The following is a 16257-nucleotide window of genomic DNA, read 5'->3' on the forward strand; positions in this document are numbered from 1 at the left end:
GTCGGTTTCGGGTGGCGCATGCACAGGTTGCCCTGTCAGACCGACCATTAGAACCGACACCAAAATGCTGCATTGCGAATGCGCAATTTACACTTGGAATATTTTTAAATTCGATTGTTGCGATCTAGGTATTCAGGGGCGAAAGGCACAGCTTCTCCAGCGCCAGCGAACTTTGCGTCTGCTGGCGTTCCTTGTGGCGGAGTACCATGAATTTACGTGGTGGGATCGGGAAGTTTGCGCGCGCAAGGCGGCCTTGCGCGATCAGCGAGCTGACGGCGAACTGCGAAACGGCGGTGGCGGCGATGCCGTTTTCAACCGCGGTAATGACGGCCTCGTTGCTGGGTAAGACAAGTGCGGTGCGTAGGCGCGCGGGATCAACGCCCAGATCGCGCAAGGCGGTTTCAAATTCCGATCTGGTGCCTGAACCGGCTTCGCGCAGGATCCAGTTGGTCTGGGTAACAAGGGCCTGCGGGTTCAGCGCCCGGCCATTGGCCCAAGGGTGATTGGGCGACACAACAATCACCAGGGCGTCTTCGGCGACTTCGCGTTTGGCCAGGGCCGGTTCATCAATGTCGCCTTCGATAAAGCCGATATCGGCAGCCCCGCCGCGTACCGCATCGGATACGGTTTTGGTGTTGCCAATCGTCAGGCGGATTTCGATGCCGGGATACTGGTCATGGAACTTCATCAGAAACGGCGGCAACCAGTAACTGGCAATCGTCTGACTGGCATAAACATTAAGCTCCCCGCGTTGCATGCCGCCCAGTTCAGCCAGCGTCAGTTCGGCCGCCCGCGCGCGGGCCAGCGTTGATTTGGCTTCATCAAGGAACAGCCGCCCGGTCTGGGTCAGCTCAATCCGCCGTCCCACCCGGTTAAACAGCGCCACACCATAAAAGCCTTCAAGGTTCTTGATCGCGGAGCTGACGGCCGATGGTGTAAGCCCAATCGCCTCGGCCGCGCGGGTCAGATGTTCGCGTTCGGCAACCGCGACAAAGATCTGAAGCTGTTCGAGTGTCATCATGGTTATGCTCAACTGTTCAATTTAATCGAATGAAATATGAGTTTTTATTCGATGGAAGTAAATGGTTGGGCGTGAGATTTTCTGCCTGTGATCAAAACACAGGAAAACCATGTTTTTTTACAGCCACCTCAAACCGATCCTGCCCGGGCTTGCCGTGACCATCTTGGTCGCACTTGCCGCCAAACTGGCCGAACATGCCGAGCGTGTGTTGTTCGGGCGTGGCTGGGTGGAAAGTCTGGTTTTTGCCATTCTGATCGGGGTGGTGGTGCGATCGGTGTTTGGATTGGCGCCGCGCTATTTTGCCGGGGTTCGGTTTTGTGCCAAGACGGTGCTTGAAATTGCCATTGTACTGCTGGGCGCATCGATCAGCGCGCAGGCCATCGGGTCGGCCGGGGGCGGGTTGGTTGCGGCCATCATCGCGGTCGTCTGTATCAGCCTGTTTGTCAGCTATCACATTGGCCGTGCGCTTGGTCTTTCCAACCATCTTTCGATGCTCGTCGCATGCGGCAATTCGATCTGTGGCAATTCGGCAATTGCGGCAACCGCCCCGGTGATTGAGGCACAATCAGATGATGTGGCGGCCTCAATCTCCTTTACGGCGGTTTTGGGTGTCTTGTTTGTTTTTGTCCTGCCGATGCTTCATGCCGGACTTGGATTATCAGCAACCCAATATGGGATTTTTTCAGGCCTTACGGTTTATGCCGTGCCGCAGGTTCTGGCGGCAACCGCACCGGCCGGCACCCTTGCGGTTCAGGTCGGCACACTGGTCAAGCTGATCCGGGTTTTGATGCTGGGGCCGGTGATCTTTGCGCTGGCTGTGATTGGCGGACGGGCGCGTGAGACGAAGCTTCCGATTGCGCAGGTCGTGCCATGGTTCATCATAGGCTTTATCGCCATGATGGTGGCCTGTTCGTTTGATCTGATCCCCGATATTGCCCGCGCGCCGATCAAAACGACCTCGTCATTTCTGACCATCCTTGCCATGGCTGCCCTTGGATTGAGTGTTGATATCCGCAATGTCTTGCATGTTGGCGGGCGGGTGGTGATGGCGGCCCTGTTGTCCCTGATGTTTCTCTGTGCCCTTTCGGGGGTGGTGCTTGTGGTTCTGGCATAAAAAATGCCCGCTGCCCAAATGGGGAAGCAGCGGGCAAGGGGGAAGAAGCCGCACATGCGCCGGATAAGCTGGCAGCTTCTTATGGCGTTTCGCTGGGGGTGGACACCATGGGAGGAGATGTCGGAAACGAAACGCCCGGGTAGATCCAGGATCAAAAAGCGTTGGCTTTGCTAAACCGTGATTGGTGCCTTTTCTTCATGCGCCTTAAGGGCGTTCCATTCATCGTCGCTAAAGATGCGTGATCGGGTCAGGAAGCGTTTGCCTTCCGGTCCCTCCAGCGAAAACATGCCGCCACGCCCGTCGACCACATCAATGATCAGTTGGGTATGACGCCAATATTCGAACTGGGCGCGCCCGATATAGAACGGGCTGCCTTCAATCTCGCCCAGCAATACATCCTGATCACCGGTTTTGAATTCCCCGTCGGGAAAGCACATCGGCGCACTGCCATCGCAACAGCCGCCCGACTGGTGAAACATCACCGGCCCGTGGATGTCTTTTAGTTTCCTGATCAGCTCAATCGCGGCATCTGTCGCAACCACCCTGTCAGGCGCGTTTTCTGATCCGTTCAATGTCACCTCCTTCTTTGCGAAAGGCGACCGGACGCAAGGTTGGCCTCGCGTCCGGCTGTGAAGAGGATCGGATCAGAAGAAGCCCATCGGTTTCGGATCGTAGGAAACCAGAAGGTTCTTGGTCTGCTGATAGTGGTTCAGCATCATCTTGTGGTTTTCACGCCCGATGCCCGACTGCTTGTAACCGCCAAAGGCCGCATGCGCCGGATAGAGGTGATAGCAGTTGGTCCACACACGACCGGCCTTGATCTCGCGGCCAAAGCGATATGAACGGTTGGCATCCCGCGTCCAGACACCAGCGCCAAGGCCATACAGCGTGTCATTGGCGATATGCAGCGCCTCGGCATCGTCCTTGAACGTGGTGGCCGATACGACCGGGCCAAAGATTTCCTCCTGGAAAATCCGCATGCGGTTGTGGCCCTTGAAGATGGTCGGCTGGATATAGAAACCGTCCGAAAGATCGCCACCAAGATCGGCCTTGTCACCGCCACACAGGACTTCGGCACCTTCCTGTTTGCCGATATCCAGATAGGACATGATTTTTTCCATCTGCTCGGTCGAGGCCTGCGCACCCATCATGGTGTCGGTATCAAGCGGGTTGCCCTGTTTGATGTTGGCAATGCGCGATAGCACGCTGTCCATGAACTTGTCATAGATGCTTTCCTGAATGATCGCGCGCGACGGGCAGGTGCAAACTTCACCTTGGTTCAGGGCAAACATTGCCATGCCTTCGGCGGCCTTTTGGCGGAAATCATCGTCCGCCGCCATGATGTCTTCAAAGAAGATGTTTGGCGACTTGCCACCAAGCTCCAAGGTGACCGGAATGATGTTTTCCGATGCATATTGCATGATCAGGCGACCGGTGGTGGTCTCACCCGTGAAGGCAACCTTGGCCACACGGTTGCTTTGTGCCAGCGGCTTGCCGGCTTCCACGCCAAAGCCCTGCACAACGTTGACCACACCCGCCGGGATCAGATCGGAAATCAGTTCCATCAGAACACAGATCGATGCCGGGGTCTGTTCGGCCGGTTTCAGAACAACACAGTTCCCTGCGGCAAGGGCCGGGGCCAGTTTCCAGACCGCCATCAGGATCGGGAAGTTCCAAGGAATGATCTGACCGACCACACCAAGCGGTTCATGGAAGTGATAGGCGACCGTGTTGTCGTCAATCTCGCCAAGCGAGCCTTCCTGTGCGCGAATGGCGCCCGCGAAATAGCGGAAATGGTCAATGGCTAGTGGAATGTCGGCTGCCAGCGTTTCACGCACGGCCTTGCCATTGTCCCAGGTTTCGGCAACTGCCAGCATTTCAAGATTGGCTTCCATACGATCAGCAATCTTGTTGAGCATATTGGCCCGTTCCGTGACCGAGGTCTTGCCCCAGGCCGGGAAGGCGGCATGGGCGGCATCAAGTGCCTTTTCAATGTCTGCAGAGCTCGATCGGGCGACTTCGCAGAACGGCTTGCCATTCACCGGCGAGACATTTTCAAAATACTGACCCTTGGCTGGGGCCACCCATTCACCGCCAATGAAGTTTTCATAACGGCTTTTGAAGCTGACCTTGCTGCCAGAGTCATTTGGATTCTTGTAGATCATTTGGGTTCCTCCGAGATAACGGGCGATTTGCCGCCCGCATTTTTGATTATGACGATCCGTTACCCGCAAAGGTCGTGCCACTTGCCGATTTCGATGGCGCTTTGTCAGAAAGAACCTGTTTTTCAGATGGTTGCGCGTTCCCGGTTGAGCCGCGGGTTTTGTGCCATCGGCATGACTGGAACAGGGCGATTGGGACAAATTGTTCCAAAAATGGAACACTCACGGTTTTGCCGGATTTGGCGGGCGAAACTGTTTGGCGTGGGGGACGTCAAATGTGTTACGATTTGGCCTGTGATCGGCTGTGGCAAAAGTCACGCACCGGAAAAATCCGGGCCAAAACAATGGCAAAAACACCGACACAAGGGAGATAGCGTCTATGTCAGGAAACATTCCCGGCGGACGGATAGAAGCAGCCCTGCAGCTGAGCGGCGGGGCGCAAAATCGTGCGGTGCTTGAAAGCTGGCAACGGTGTGAACAACGCTTTGGTCTGGCTCATGACACCTTGCGCCGTCCCGAAGTCATATCTGAAAGCCAGACCCGGCAATTGCGTGATCGCAACGGGCGGCTTTATCATCATGCCCATGACCTTGTGCGCACGCTGTATCGCAAGATCGATGCATCCGGCTATGCGGTGTTTCTGACCGATAATAGCGGTGTGATCCTTGACAGTGTCGCGGCCCATTCGCTTTTGCCGTCATTTCGCACCAACGGCCTTTTGCCCGGCGCGGTCTGGAGCGAGGAACGCGAAGGTACGAACGGCATTGGTACCTGTATTGTCGAAGGCCGCCCGATCACCATCCACAAGGATGAACATTTCCTGGCCCAGCATTCTGTTCTGACCTGCACAGCGGCCCCGGTGTTTGATCCCGATGGCAAGGTGTGCTCGGTCTTGGATGTGTCGGCTGTGCGCGAAGATATCAAACGCCCCGATTGCCTGCGCGTGCGCGGCATGGTGGCCGATTATGCCGATGCGCTTGAGCGTATCCTGTTTTTTGATGAACGCGCCGGTGATGTGATTGTCCATCTGCATCCCGATGCCCGCCATGTAGGATCAACCCGTGATGCGATGATTTCGATTGCGCCAGATGGCACAATCAGTGGGGCGACATCGACTGCGCGGCGCATTCTGGCGGCGTGTGATAATTCCGCCGATATCGCCGATATGTTCGAGATGGATGTTGATAATCTGATTGCCAAACTGGCAAGCCCGGACGGGCAGGGACCATCTGCAACCCCGCTTAATATCGCGGGTGGTGGTGTTCTGTTTGGCAGTGTCACCATCCCGCAACGGATGCGCCGCCGTTATGTCGGGCGTTCAACGCCGGTGGCGCGCAAGGCACCAACCCTGCCAGCCCGACGCACGACTGATATCCCCGATACGGACGCCGCCCTTCGGCGTATTTTTGAAATCGGTACACGTCTGCACGCCAAGGACATCAATGTTCTGATGTCGGGCGAAACTGGCAGCGGCAAGGAATATCTGGCCCGCCACATTCATGATGCCACCCTCGGCAAATCAAAGGCATTTGTTGCGATCAACTGTGCCGCCCTTCCCGAAGGGTTGATTGAAAACGAACTGTTTGGCCATGCCGGTGGTGCCTTTACCGGCGCGGCACGCGATGGTTTTGGCGGCCGCATCCGCGAGGCCAATGGCGGCACGCTGTTTCTCGATGAAATCGGCGATATGCCGCTGGCCGCCCAAGGCCGATTGCTGCGTGTCCTTGAAAGCCGCACGGTCGAGCCGCTTGGCAGCACCAAATCTGTGCCGGTCGATTTCCGCCTGATCTGTGCCAGCAATGTCGATCTGAATGCGGCGGTGGCTGAGGGCAAATTCCGCGAAGACCTGCTTTATCGCATCAAGGGGGCGCGCCTTGCGGTGCCGCCGTTACGTGAACGCAGTGATCTGGCTGATCTGATCGGGCGGCTATTGGCGGCGTTGTCCGATGAGTATGTCGCATGCAGTGATGATGTTCTGACGCTTTTGACGGCTCACCGCTGGCCGGGCAATGTGCGCGAACTGATCAATGTTTTGCAATATGCCGCGGTCTTTGCCGAAGACGGGGTGATTGGACCCCATCATCTGCCTGATGATTTCGTTGCGATGCAGGATGTTGCACCGCCATCGCCGGGCCAGACCATCGCACGGGCGGAGGCCGACGCCCTGCGCCAAGTCCTTGATGATCAGCAATGGCACATCAGCAACACCGCCAAGGCGCTGGGCATTGGGCGCAACACGCTTTATCGCCGGATGGCGCGGCTTGGGATCAATCGGCGTTAAAAATCGTCGAATTACCCGGCTTTTGCGAATGTTTTCATTGTAGGGCACACCGTTATTGTTTTAAGTAACGGCAGGGCTTTACAGGATATTTTCATGTGTGGAATTGCCGGTTTATGGCTGTCTGAACAAGCTGATGCAACGCGCTTGGGCGATCGTGTGTCGCGCATGAATGATGCGCTGTATCACCGTGGCCCGGATGGCGGTGATGTCTGGCTTGATGAGCAAGAGGGTATTGCCCTTGGGCAGCGCCGCCTTGCCATCATTGATCTTTCCGATGCCGGCAAACAGCCGATGCATTCCGCCAATGGCCGTTATGTCATGGTCTATAACGGCGAGATCTATAACGCCCCGGAACTGCGTGAAAAGCTTGCCTCGGCCAACATCACGTGGCGCGGCCATTCCGATACCGAAGTCATCCTTGAATGCATTGCCCATTGGGGGCTGCGCGATACCATCAAGCGCCTGATTGGCATGTTTGCCATCGCCCTTTGGGACCGCCAGAAGAAAAAACTGTTCCTTGTGCGTGACCGACTGGGCATCAAGCCGCTTTACTGGTCGCGCTATGATGGCCATATCGGTTTCGCGTCCGAGGTCAAAGGATTGTTGGCAGGTGATGCGATTTCGCGCGAGGTCAACCAGACCGGCCTTGATGCCTATTTGCGCTTTGGCTATGTGCCGTCCGGGCTTTCGATCTATGCCCATGCCAAGATGCTGAAACCCGGCCACATTCTTGAAATTTCATCGCATGATCAGGCGACCGAAAACGCCTATTGGTCGGTCGAAGATGCGGTGCTTAACGGTCAGACCCATGCCTGGAGCGGTGATGATCAAAGTGCGATTGATGCGCTTGAAGATTTGCTGCGCGATGCGGTTCAACGCCGCATGGTGGCCGATGTGCCGTTGGGGGCGTTCCTGTCGGGCGGGATTGATTCATCGACCGTCGTTGCCCTGATGCAGTCGGTTTCAGACCGGCCGGTCAAGACATTCTCCGTCGGGTTCGAGGACGAGGCCTTTAACGAGGCGGCCTTCGCCGGTGAAGTCGCCAGACATCTCAAGACCGACCATACCGAACTTTATGTCACGCCACAGGATGCGCTTGATCTGGTGCCGAAGCTTTCGGAAACCTATGACGAGCCGTTCTTTGACAGTTCTGCCATTCCGACCTATCTGATCTCGGCCCTGACCCGCAAACACGTTACCGTTGCCCTTTCGGGCGATGGCGGGGATGAGACTTTTGGCGGGTATAACCGCTATTTGTGGGCCAAGCAGTTAAGTGCCGCGGCTGGCAGCATTCCATTTGGCAGCGGGCTTGTGTCGCGTGGTCTTACAATGCTTTCGCCCGATCATTGGGACAAGCTTATCGGCCTGATGCCGGGCAAGAAATCGACCAGTGCGATTGGCGATAAGATCCACAAGGCCGCACCGCTTCTGGCGATCCGCGATGATATTGATCGCTATCATGCGCTGATTTCGCTGTTTGATCCGGACAAGCTGCGCGGCAACCGCGCATCGACCAAGAAATTCCGTGTGCCGGGCGAGAAGTTCTGTCGCAACCGTCATCTTGATTACGTGTCCTCCATGCAGGCCATGGATACGATGATGTATATGGTCGATGATGTTCTGACCAAGGTGGACCGCGCATCGATGGCCAATTCGCTTGAAGTGCGCGTGCCGTTCATTGATCACCGCGTGATCGAGTTTGGCTGGCGTTTGCCCGCAAGGCTCAAGATGAATGGATCGGTTGGCAAATATGCCTTGCGCCAGATCCTGTATAAATATGTCCCGCGCGAAATGATTGACCGGCCGAAAACCGGCTTTGGCGTACCGTTGGCGCAATGGCTGCGCGGGCCGCTTCATGAATGGATGGGCGACCATCTGGCCAATGAAGCGCTTTATACCGACTTCGGTCTGGATCGTCACCAGATCGAAAAGCTCCGGTCTGAGCATATGTCGGGCAAGCGCAATTGGGGCCATCAGCTTTGGACGATTGCCATGCTGTCTGACTGGCAGAAACGCTGGCTGGCCTGATCTGTTCTTACATCTTGCTCTGGCATCTTGCGTGTTGCGCATTCTTTGAGCCCCGTCTGAACCTCAGGCGGGGTTTTTCATTTTCGTTCACGAATGAACGTTTCCTTTCCTGTGGTTGATTCGGGTTTATTACGCATAACTGAAGCATGCGCGTGCAAGTGGCGCATGGCTGTGTCGAATAAATGTCACAATTCGAAACTTGAAAATTTTCGAAAATGAACTATTTTGAAGCCTAACGAGTTTCCCTTCTGTGATGAGAGGCCCCGATGGCTGGCACTTCAAACTATGACCTGATCATTATTGGCGGCGGCATTAACGGTGCCGGGATCGCACGCGATGCGGCGGGCCGGGGCCTTAAAGTGTTGCTGTGTGAAAAGGATGATCTGGCAAGTGCCACTTCGTCGGCCAGTACAAAGCTGATCCATGGCGGGTTGCGTTACCTTGAACATTACGAGTTCCGTCTGGTGCGCGAAGCGCTGACCGAACGTGAAGTATTGCTGGATAATGCACCGCATATCATCTGGCCGCTGCGTTTCGTGCTGCCACATCGCAATGATCTGCGTCCGGCCTGGATGATCCGTCTTGGCTTGTTCCTGTATGACCATCTGGGTGGTCGCAAAAAGCTACCGGCGTCCGAGGGCATTTCATTTGCCAAGCACGTATCGGGTGCGCCGCTGCGTGACGAGATGACAAAGGGCTTTGTCTATTCCGATTGCTGGGTCGATGATGCGCGTCTTGTTGTCCTCAATGCGATGGATGCCAAGGACATGGGGGCCGAGATTTTGACCCGCACTGAATGCGTTGGGGCAAACCGCGCAGGCGATGGTTGGAATGTGACGCTGCGCGATCAGGAAACCGGCGAAAACCGTTCGGTATCAGGGCGCATGCTGATCAATGCCGCCGGCCCGTGGTGTGCCGATCTGATCAACCCAGACAACGGTGTGGTTAAATCTGACACCAAGGCCAACATCCGTCTGGTCAAGGGCAGCCACATTGTCGTGCCCAAGATGTTCGATCATGATTTCTGCTATATCTTCCAGAACGGCGACGGCCGCATCGTCTTTGCCATTCCCTATCAGGACGACTTCACCCTGATCGGTACCACCGATGTCGATTTCAAGGGCGATCCGTCCAAGGTCAAGATCGATCAGGACGAAATCGATTACCTGTGCAAGCTTGCTAGCGGCTATTTCAAGAAATCCGTCACGTCTGACGATGTCGTCTGGACCTATTCCGGCGTGCGTCCGCTTTATGCCGGTGAAGGCGCAGAATCAAACGCGTCCAAGGTGTCGCGTGACTACACCCTTAAACTGGAAGCCAACGGTGATCAGGCCCCGGCACTGCATGTGTTCGGTGGCAAAATCACCACCTATCGCAAGCTTGCCGAACACGCGCTTCAGATCATTTCAAAGGAACTGGGCACCAAGGATACCCCGTGGACGGCAAATGCCGTGCTGCCGGGGGGGAATTTCCCCAATGCATCCTATGAGGCGGCGTTTGCCGATTATGCCGCACGCTATGACTGGATGGATGCGGTGATGCTCAAACGTTTGCTGCGCGCCTATGGCACGCGGATCGACCAGTTTGTTGGCGATGCCAAAACTGTTGGTGATCTTGGCAAATGTTATGGTCATGACCTCTATGAGGCAGAGGTCCGCTATCTGATCGAAAACGAATGGGTCCGCGATCTTGATGACCTGATCTGGCGTCGCTCGAAGCTTGGTCTGCGGTTGTCTGGCGATCAGGTCGCGGTCCTGCGCGAACGTCTGGCACAGGAAAAGCCAGATCATAAATCGGTTGCCGCCGAATAATTCAACGATTGCCCGCGAACCGTCAGACGTGATCGTCGGATCGTAGGTCGGGCGCGGCAATGGGCTAGGCTAGGCTGGTGGAATGTCTGCCACCTGACAGTTTGGCAAGGGACTAAACATCCAATTGGGTTTAGTCCCCAAACTGCGCTATGGTCGGTTTGTTTTCAACCGATTACCTCGCCGGTGCCCAATGCCACCCATCCTGAAATCCATCCTTGCAAGCGCGGTCTTGCTCCTTGTGACCAACTCGGCGGCACGGGCGGCGGACGACGTGCCATCGCTTGATGCCTGGTCGATGGTTATCGGTTTGGTTGGCGGGCTTGCCCTGTTTTTATACGGGATGGATCATCTTGCAGGCGCACTTAAAACCCTTGCCGGGGCAAGGTTGCGCCGCGTTTTATCTGGCATGACGCGCAATCGCATTTGGGCAGCAGTTTCGGGCGCGGTCATTACTGGATTGGTTCAATCTTCAAGTGTTACGACCGTGCTGGTGGTCGGCTTTGTATCCGCCGGACTGATGCCGTTTGCGCAGTCGATTGCCGTGATCATGGGGGCCAATGTCGGCAGTACCCTGACCGCGCAAATCATCGCCTTTCGGATTGATGCCATCGCCCCGCTTGTCATCGCGATTGGCTTTGCCATGACGATGCTGGCGGATCGCAAGCGGTTTACGCTGATTGGCAAGGCAGTGCTGGGCATGGGGATGCTGTTCTTTGGCATGGGCATGATGAGTGATGCCATGGAGCCGCTTAGGACCTATGGCCCGTTCATCGATGTGATGGGCCAGATGCGCAACCCGTTTCTCGCCATGCTGGTCGCGGCGGCGTTCACTGCGCTGGTGCAATCAAGTGCCGCGACCATGGGGATTGTCATTGTTCTGGCCGGGCAGGGGTTGGTGCCCCTTGATAGCGGGATCGCGCTTATTTTCGGGGCCAATATCGGTACCTGTGTCACGGCCCTTCTGGTGACGATTGGCAAGAACCGCGATGCGTTCCGAACCGCCCTTGGTCATATCCTGTTTAATGTGGTCGGGGTTTTGATCTGGCTGCCCTTTATTGATCATCTGGTGACACTTGTGGAGTTCATCACCACCGGACGCACCGCCGAGACCGTCGATATCGCGCGCGAAATTGCCAACGCGCACACCATTTTCAACGTTGCCAACGTTATCCTGATGATCGGGTTTGTGCCGTTGATCGCACGCTTGATTGAAAAGCTGGTCCCGGCCGAAATCGATACCGAACCGCGCCTCAGCCCGGAGCCGAAATACGTCATCCACGAACTGACCATTGCCCCGGCAGCTGCCCTTAGTTTGCTGCGCAATGAAGTCATGCATATGGGCGACGTGGTGATTGATGTCGTGCGGCGCGGGCGCGAAAACCTGCGCAACCCGACACGACCAAAGCTTAAAAAGCTTGGCGAACTGGATGACGGGGTCGATAGCCTGCAAGATGCGATTGCGCTGTTTGCCGCAAAACTGCCACGTGCGGAACTGCTGCCCGGCGATGTAAACCGCATGCAGAACGAACTGGCCGTAAGCAACCATCTTGAAGCCGTTGGCGATCTGATCAGCGAGGAAATGGTCAAGCTGGTCGGCGAGTGGCTTGATATTCGCCACATGCCATCAGACGAAAACCGCCAGAAAATGGCAGAGCTTTACGAGATTGCCGAAGATTGCCTGAAACAGGCGATGACCGCCTTTTCGGCCGAGGATCTGGAGGCCGCCAATCGTGTCCTTAACCGCAAGGCGGAGTTCACCACCAAGCTTGATACGACATTGCGCAAGGTCAGCGATGAAATCGGCCCGCGCGATCTTGATATTCGCCGTTACCGGATTGAGGTCGCGATGGTCGAACGCATCAACCGCCTGTATGAGCGCGCGCGGCGGATTGCCCATGCAACAATCGCGATTAAAAATCAGCAAGAACCAGCGCCGACGGAACAAAACGCGGCATCGACCATCGCCGATGCCATGTAATGTTCTGGTGCCTTAACGGTCGGCAGGCGGGGTATTGATGTCTTTTTGCATCACCGTGACGTCGCAGGCGCGATAGCCAAGATGGCGATAGAAATCCTGTGTCGCATGGTTATCCGCACGCACCATCAATTGCATCCGCCAGACACCCTGATCGCGCAGCCAGTTTTCCCCGACCTGCATCAGGCGGCGACCCAGCCCTGATTTCTGCAAACTTGGTGTTACGGCCATATAATAGACCCAGCCACGATGCCCATCACGACCCGCCATGATGGAGCCGATCATGTTATCGCTGTTATCTTCCCAAACAAAAAGGGTGGCTTCGCTGCTTTCAAGCGCGAAGCGCACATCCCATTCTGGCGGATTGTACGGGCGATAAAGCCCGGTTTCCTGCCAAAGGGCTGTTAATGCGGGGATATCATCAAGGGTGGCTGTTCTGGGCTGGGACTTTGGGGCGTTGGTCGTCATGGTGCTTCTTTCATGGGGCGCGTTACAGAAGCGCGTAACAATGCTTGGATTACGCAAGGCCGTCAAACCCAATTGCGTGACAAGCCGATGAAGTTAAACGCCAAAACGCAAAACGCCCCCAAGGGGTGCCTTGGGGGCGCTGGCGGGTCCGGGGTATCGGTTGGGATGGGGGATGTCCCCGGACCGGGGAAGGTCAGGTTTTGACGGACCGATCAGCTGATCGGGCGACCGGTCACGCTGCTCAGTTCCATTTCGCGGACGATGTCACCGGCCTGATTGGTGACAGTGGCGGTATAAGTACCGCGCGGGGTTTCGGTGATGTCGCCAAGTTTGAGTTCACCATTGCCAAACCGGATCACCATCGCATTGGCCAGAAGCGTCATCTGATCAGCGGTGAATTTGCGATCAAAACGTGCGGCCTTGTCTTTGTTCGGTTTGCCGATCAGTTTACGCAGGTCGTGACGGGTGCCGCGATCCATGCGGCCGGTTTTTTCATCAAATTTCAAAACCTCGACCACATCACCACTGGCATTCAGCAAGACAACATCAATCTTGCCAGCCTGTTCGGATGCCTTTGCATCGCCGGTCTTGAGGTTTGATTGACCCATTTTTAAAAGCATCGCATCAACCAGCGTGCGGGCTTCATCGGTGGTCAATGGCACGGCGCGTGCGCGGCCTTCGCCATGGAACATGCCGCCTTTGCCGTACTTGCCATGTTCGCCGTATTCACCGTGTTCTCCCCGCATATATTCGCCTTTATGGTCACGTTCGCCGGGCGATGCATAAGCCGCTGCAAACGGGGTTGCGATCATGGTGGTGGCAATCAGGGCCGCGGCAAGTTTAAGGGTGGTTTTGCGTTTCATCGGGGACCTCATCAGGTTTGTGGGGGATTAATGTGTTGAAGCCCGTTATCGCCTATGATTGTCGCGAAATGATCCCGGCGAACGGGCAAAATGGTCGCAAGCTATGCCAAAAGGCCGTTTTGCGACAATCTGATACAAATTGCCGTTTCTGCCGGAACTGCCGACGCGTTAGGTTAGGCTTCACAGACGATTTTGATTTCAGGACCGCATATGAGCGACCAGCCCCACATTCTTGTTGTCGATGACCATCGTGATATCCGTGACCTTCTGGGGCGGTATCTGCGCCAGCATGAATACCGGGTGACACTGGCGTCCGACGGGCGGGAGTTGCGCAAGTTGATGAATGATAACATCGCACCCGACCTGATCGTGCTGGATCTGATGATGCCGGGCGAGGACGGGTTGAGTTTGTGTCGCTGGCTGCGCGAAAACTATGATGTGCCGGTGGTGATGCTGACCGCCCTTGGCGAGGAAACCGATCGCATCATCGGTCTTGAAATGGGCGCAGATGATTATTTGGCCAAGCCGTTCAATCCGCGAGAATTGCTGGCCCGGATCAAGGCCGTGATGCGGCGTGCGCAAAGTCTTCCGGTGGGGCGCAAGGGGCCGCTTCCGGGCGGGCAGGTGCATTTTGATCGCTGGGTGCTGGATCGCACCCGCCATGAATTGCGCGATGCCAATGATGTGGTCGTGCCACTCAGTGCCGGGGAATATGGCCTGCTTTGTGCCTTTGTCGAACATCCCAACATGGTGCTTAACCGTGATCAGTTGCTTGACCTGACCCGTGGGCGCGAAGCGGTGCCGTTTGATCGCAGCATCGATAATCAGGTCAGCCGCCTGCGCAAAAAGATCGAACATGATGCCAAGAACCCGACCCTTATCAAGACCGTCTGGGGCGGGGGATACATGTTCACCTGCGAGGTGAGCGAGAAATGACCAAGCGCCGCCTGATCAAACGCCTTTGGCCTCAAAGTCTGACCGCGCAGCTTGTCTGTTTGCTGTTGGGCGCGATCATCCTGACCCACATCGTCCTTGGTGTCATGCTGGCCGAAGAACGCCGGGATGCGGTGGCATCCGAGCGACGCGGCTATGCCCTGTCACGGGTGGCGGCAATTTCACGCATTCTGACAACAACGCCGCGTGATAACTGGGCCGATGTGTTGCGCGTGGCGCAATCACCTCAAAACCGCCTGCGGCTGGTGCCGGAAAGTGATGTGGTTTCCGGTGACGGATTTGCCTCGGACACGCTGAGCCAGCGTTTGAACGAGGCACTGGACCTTGAAACCGGTGTTCCGGCGCGGGTCGAAATCCTGTCTGAGGATGAATGCTGGACGGAACGTAAAACACTCCGGCGTGAAAAGGATGCGTTTCTGGAACGTGACCGTATGGAGAGATCCGGCCACGACGATGATCATCATGATCGCGATGATGACCGTGATGATGATCGTCGCGCACCCTGGTCGTTGCGCTACCTTGACCGGTTTGATTGCGATACCTCGCCGGTGATGCGCCTTGTTGTGCCGATCAGGATCCTTGGTCCGGACGGGGAGCCAACTGGCACAGAACCCGATGTATGGCTGGAAGCCATGATCGGCGGGGTGGTCTCGCCGCCCTGGTTTGTCTTCGATAATCTTTTGCGTGTTCTGGCATCCGGGCTTGTTATTGCCGTGATCGCCTTCTTCCTGGCGCGCCGGATTTCCCGTTCGTGGGACGTTTTGACACAGGCGGCTGATCGTGTCGGGCGCGGGGATTATCCCGAACCGGTGCCTGAAACCGGTCCGATTGAAATCAGACGCGCCACCAAGGCCTTTAACCGCATGACTGCGCGCCTCAAACGCTTTGTCGAGGATCGCACAAGGATGCTGGCCGCCATTTCGCATGATCTGCGCACACCGATCACATCGCTGCGGTTGCGCGCCGAATTTGTCGATGATCCGGAAAACCGTGCGCGCATCATCGAAACCCTTGATGAAATGGAACAGATGGTCGAAGCGGCGATGACCTTTGCCCGCGAAGAAACCGCGAAGGAGGAAACCCGTAAAATCGATCTGACCGCCCTTGTTGAATCCGCGGTCGAGGATCTGGCAGAAACCGGACGCCCAATCACATACATTGGCGAGGTCGATACCCGGGTTTATCCGTGCCGGCCGCTTTCGATCAAGCGCGCCTTTGGCAACCTGGTGTCCAATGCCCTCAACTTCGGCGATACGGTCGAGGTTGCGGTGCGCGATGCCGATGACGGCGGCCTGTGGATCGAAATTGCCGATGACGGGCCGGGGATACCGCTCGAACAGCGCGAACAGGTGTTTGAGCCGTTCTTCAGGATTGAAGCGTCACGCAATCGTGATACCGGCGGTATTGGTCTTGGAATGGCAATCGCGCGCACCGCCGTCCGGGCGCATGGTGGCGAAATATACCTTGAAGACTCCCAGAAAGGCGGGCTTCTGGCGCGTATTTACCTGCCACCGGCACAGCCGCAATAGCTGTGATTTCGACCAGTCCGAAGGCTTAAGATTTTTCTCCTGACACTGTGC

The 16257-nt window shown here is 56.3% G+C and carries 12 protein-coding genes; 7 read left to right on the forward strand and 5 right to left on the reverse strand.

What is annotated here, in order from left to right:
• Positions 1–124: 124 nt before the first annotated feature.
• Complete coding sequence (locus tag TH2_RS10800) at positions 125–1021, reverse strand: LysR family transcriptional regulator (RefSeq protein WP_202949016.1); 897 nt, start codon at positions 1019–1021, stop codon at positions 125–127.
• Positions 1022–1130: 109 nt separating this feature from the next.
• On the opposite strand from TH2_RS10800, the gene TH2_RS10805 reads away from it, so the two are divergent.
• Positions 1131–2135: a YeiH family protein gene (locus TH2_RS10805; protein WP_008890466.1), complete on the forward strand. Its 1005-nt coding sequence runs from the start codon at positions 1131–1133 to the stop codon at positions 2133–2135.
• A gap of 170 nt (positions 2136–2305) precedes the next feature.
• Here the strand turns inward: TH2_RS10805 and TH2_RS10810 are convergent, their stop codons facing one another.
• Both TH2_RS10810 and adh read right to left on the reverse strand, forming a co-directional pair.
• A complete protein-coding gene (locus TH2_RS10810) occupies positions 2306–2707 on the reverse strand; it encodes a DUF779 domain-containing protein (protein ID WP_008890467.1) in 402 nt (133 codons plus the stop codon).
• A 72-nt stretch (positions 2708–2779) separates the two neighbouring features.
• Positions 2780–4300 (reverse strand): aldehyde dehydrogenase, encoded by a 1521-nt coding sequence (adh, locus tag TH2_RS10815; RefSeq protein WP_008890468.1) that lies wholly within the window; start codon positions 4298–4300, stop codon positions 2780–2782.
• A gap of 376 nt (positions 4301–4676) precedes the next feature.
• Here adh and TH2_RS10820 point away from each other — a divergent pair, with 376 nt between their 5' ends.
• From TH2_RS10820 to TH2_RS10835, 4 genes are all read left to right on the forward strand, one after another.
• The gene (locus TH2_RS10820) at positions 4677–6578 is read left to right on the forward strand and encodes a sigma-54-dependent Fis family transcriptional regulator (RefSeq protein ID WP_008890469.1); all 1902 of its coding nucleotides are present in this window, start codon (positions 4677–4679) and stop codon (positions 6576–6578) included.
• 93 nt (positions 6579–6671) lie between these two features.
• Entirely contained in the window at positions 6672–8606 is a 1935-nt protein-coding gene (asnB, locus tag TH2_RS10825; protein WP_008890470.1) for an asparagine synthase (glutamine-hydrolyzing), read from the forward strand.
• 266 nt (positions 8607–8872) lie between these two features.
• Complete coding sequence (glpD, locus tag TH2_RS10830; RefSeq protein ID WP_008890471.1) at positions 8873–10417, forward strand: glycerol-3-phosphate dehydrogenase; 1545 nt, start codon at positions 8873–8875, stop codon at positions 10415–10417.
• A 190-nt stretch (positions 10418–10607) separates the two neighbouring features.
• On the forward strand, positions 10608–12395 hold the full coding sequence (locus TH2_RS10835; RefSeq protein WP_008890472.1) for a Na/Pi cotransporter family protein: 1788 nt from the start codon (positions 10608–10610) through the stop codon (positions 12393–12395).
• A 12-nt stretch (positions 12396–12407) separates the two neighbouring features.
• Here the strand turns inward: TH2_RS10835 and TH2_RS10840 are convergent, their stop codons facing one another.
• Positions 12408–12860: a GNAT family acetyltransferase gene (locus TH2_RS10840; RefSeq protein WP_008890473.1), complete on the reverse strand. Its 453-nt coding sequence runs from the start codon at positions 12858–12860 to the stop codon at positions 12408–12410.
• Positions 12861–13072: 212 nt separating this feature from the next.
• A complete protein-coding gene (locus TH2_RS10850; protein ID WP_008890475.1) occupies positions 13073–13723 on the reverse strand; it encodes a hypothetical protein in 651 nt (216 codons plus the stop codon).
• A gap of 210 nt (positions 13724–13933) precedes the next feature.
• On the opposite strand from TH2_RS10850, the gene TH2_RS10855 reads away from it, so the two are divergent.
• Positions 13934–14659, forward strand: coding sequence for a response regulator (locus tag TH2_RS10855; RefSeq protein ID WP_008890476.1), 726 nt, complete (start codon positions 13934–13936; stop codon positions 14657–14659).
• Positions 14656–16206: an ATP-binding protein gene (locus TH2_RS10860; protein WP_008890477.1), complete on the forward strand. Its 1551-nt coding sequence runs from the start codon at positions 14656–14658 to the stop codon at positions 16204–16206. Before TH2_RS10855 ends, TH2_RS10860 begins: the two co-directional genes overlap by 4 nt.
• Positions 16207–16257: the final 51 nt, after the last annotated feature.

The sequence above is a fragment of the Thalassospira profundimaris WP0211 genome (genome assembly GCF_000300275.1).
In the GTDB taxonomy this organism is placed as follows: Bacteria; Pseudomonadota; Alphaproteobacteria; order Rhodospirillales; family Thalassospiraceae; genus Thalassospira; species Thalassospira profundimaris.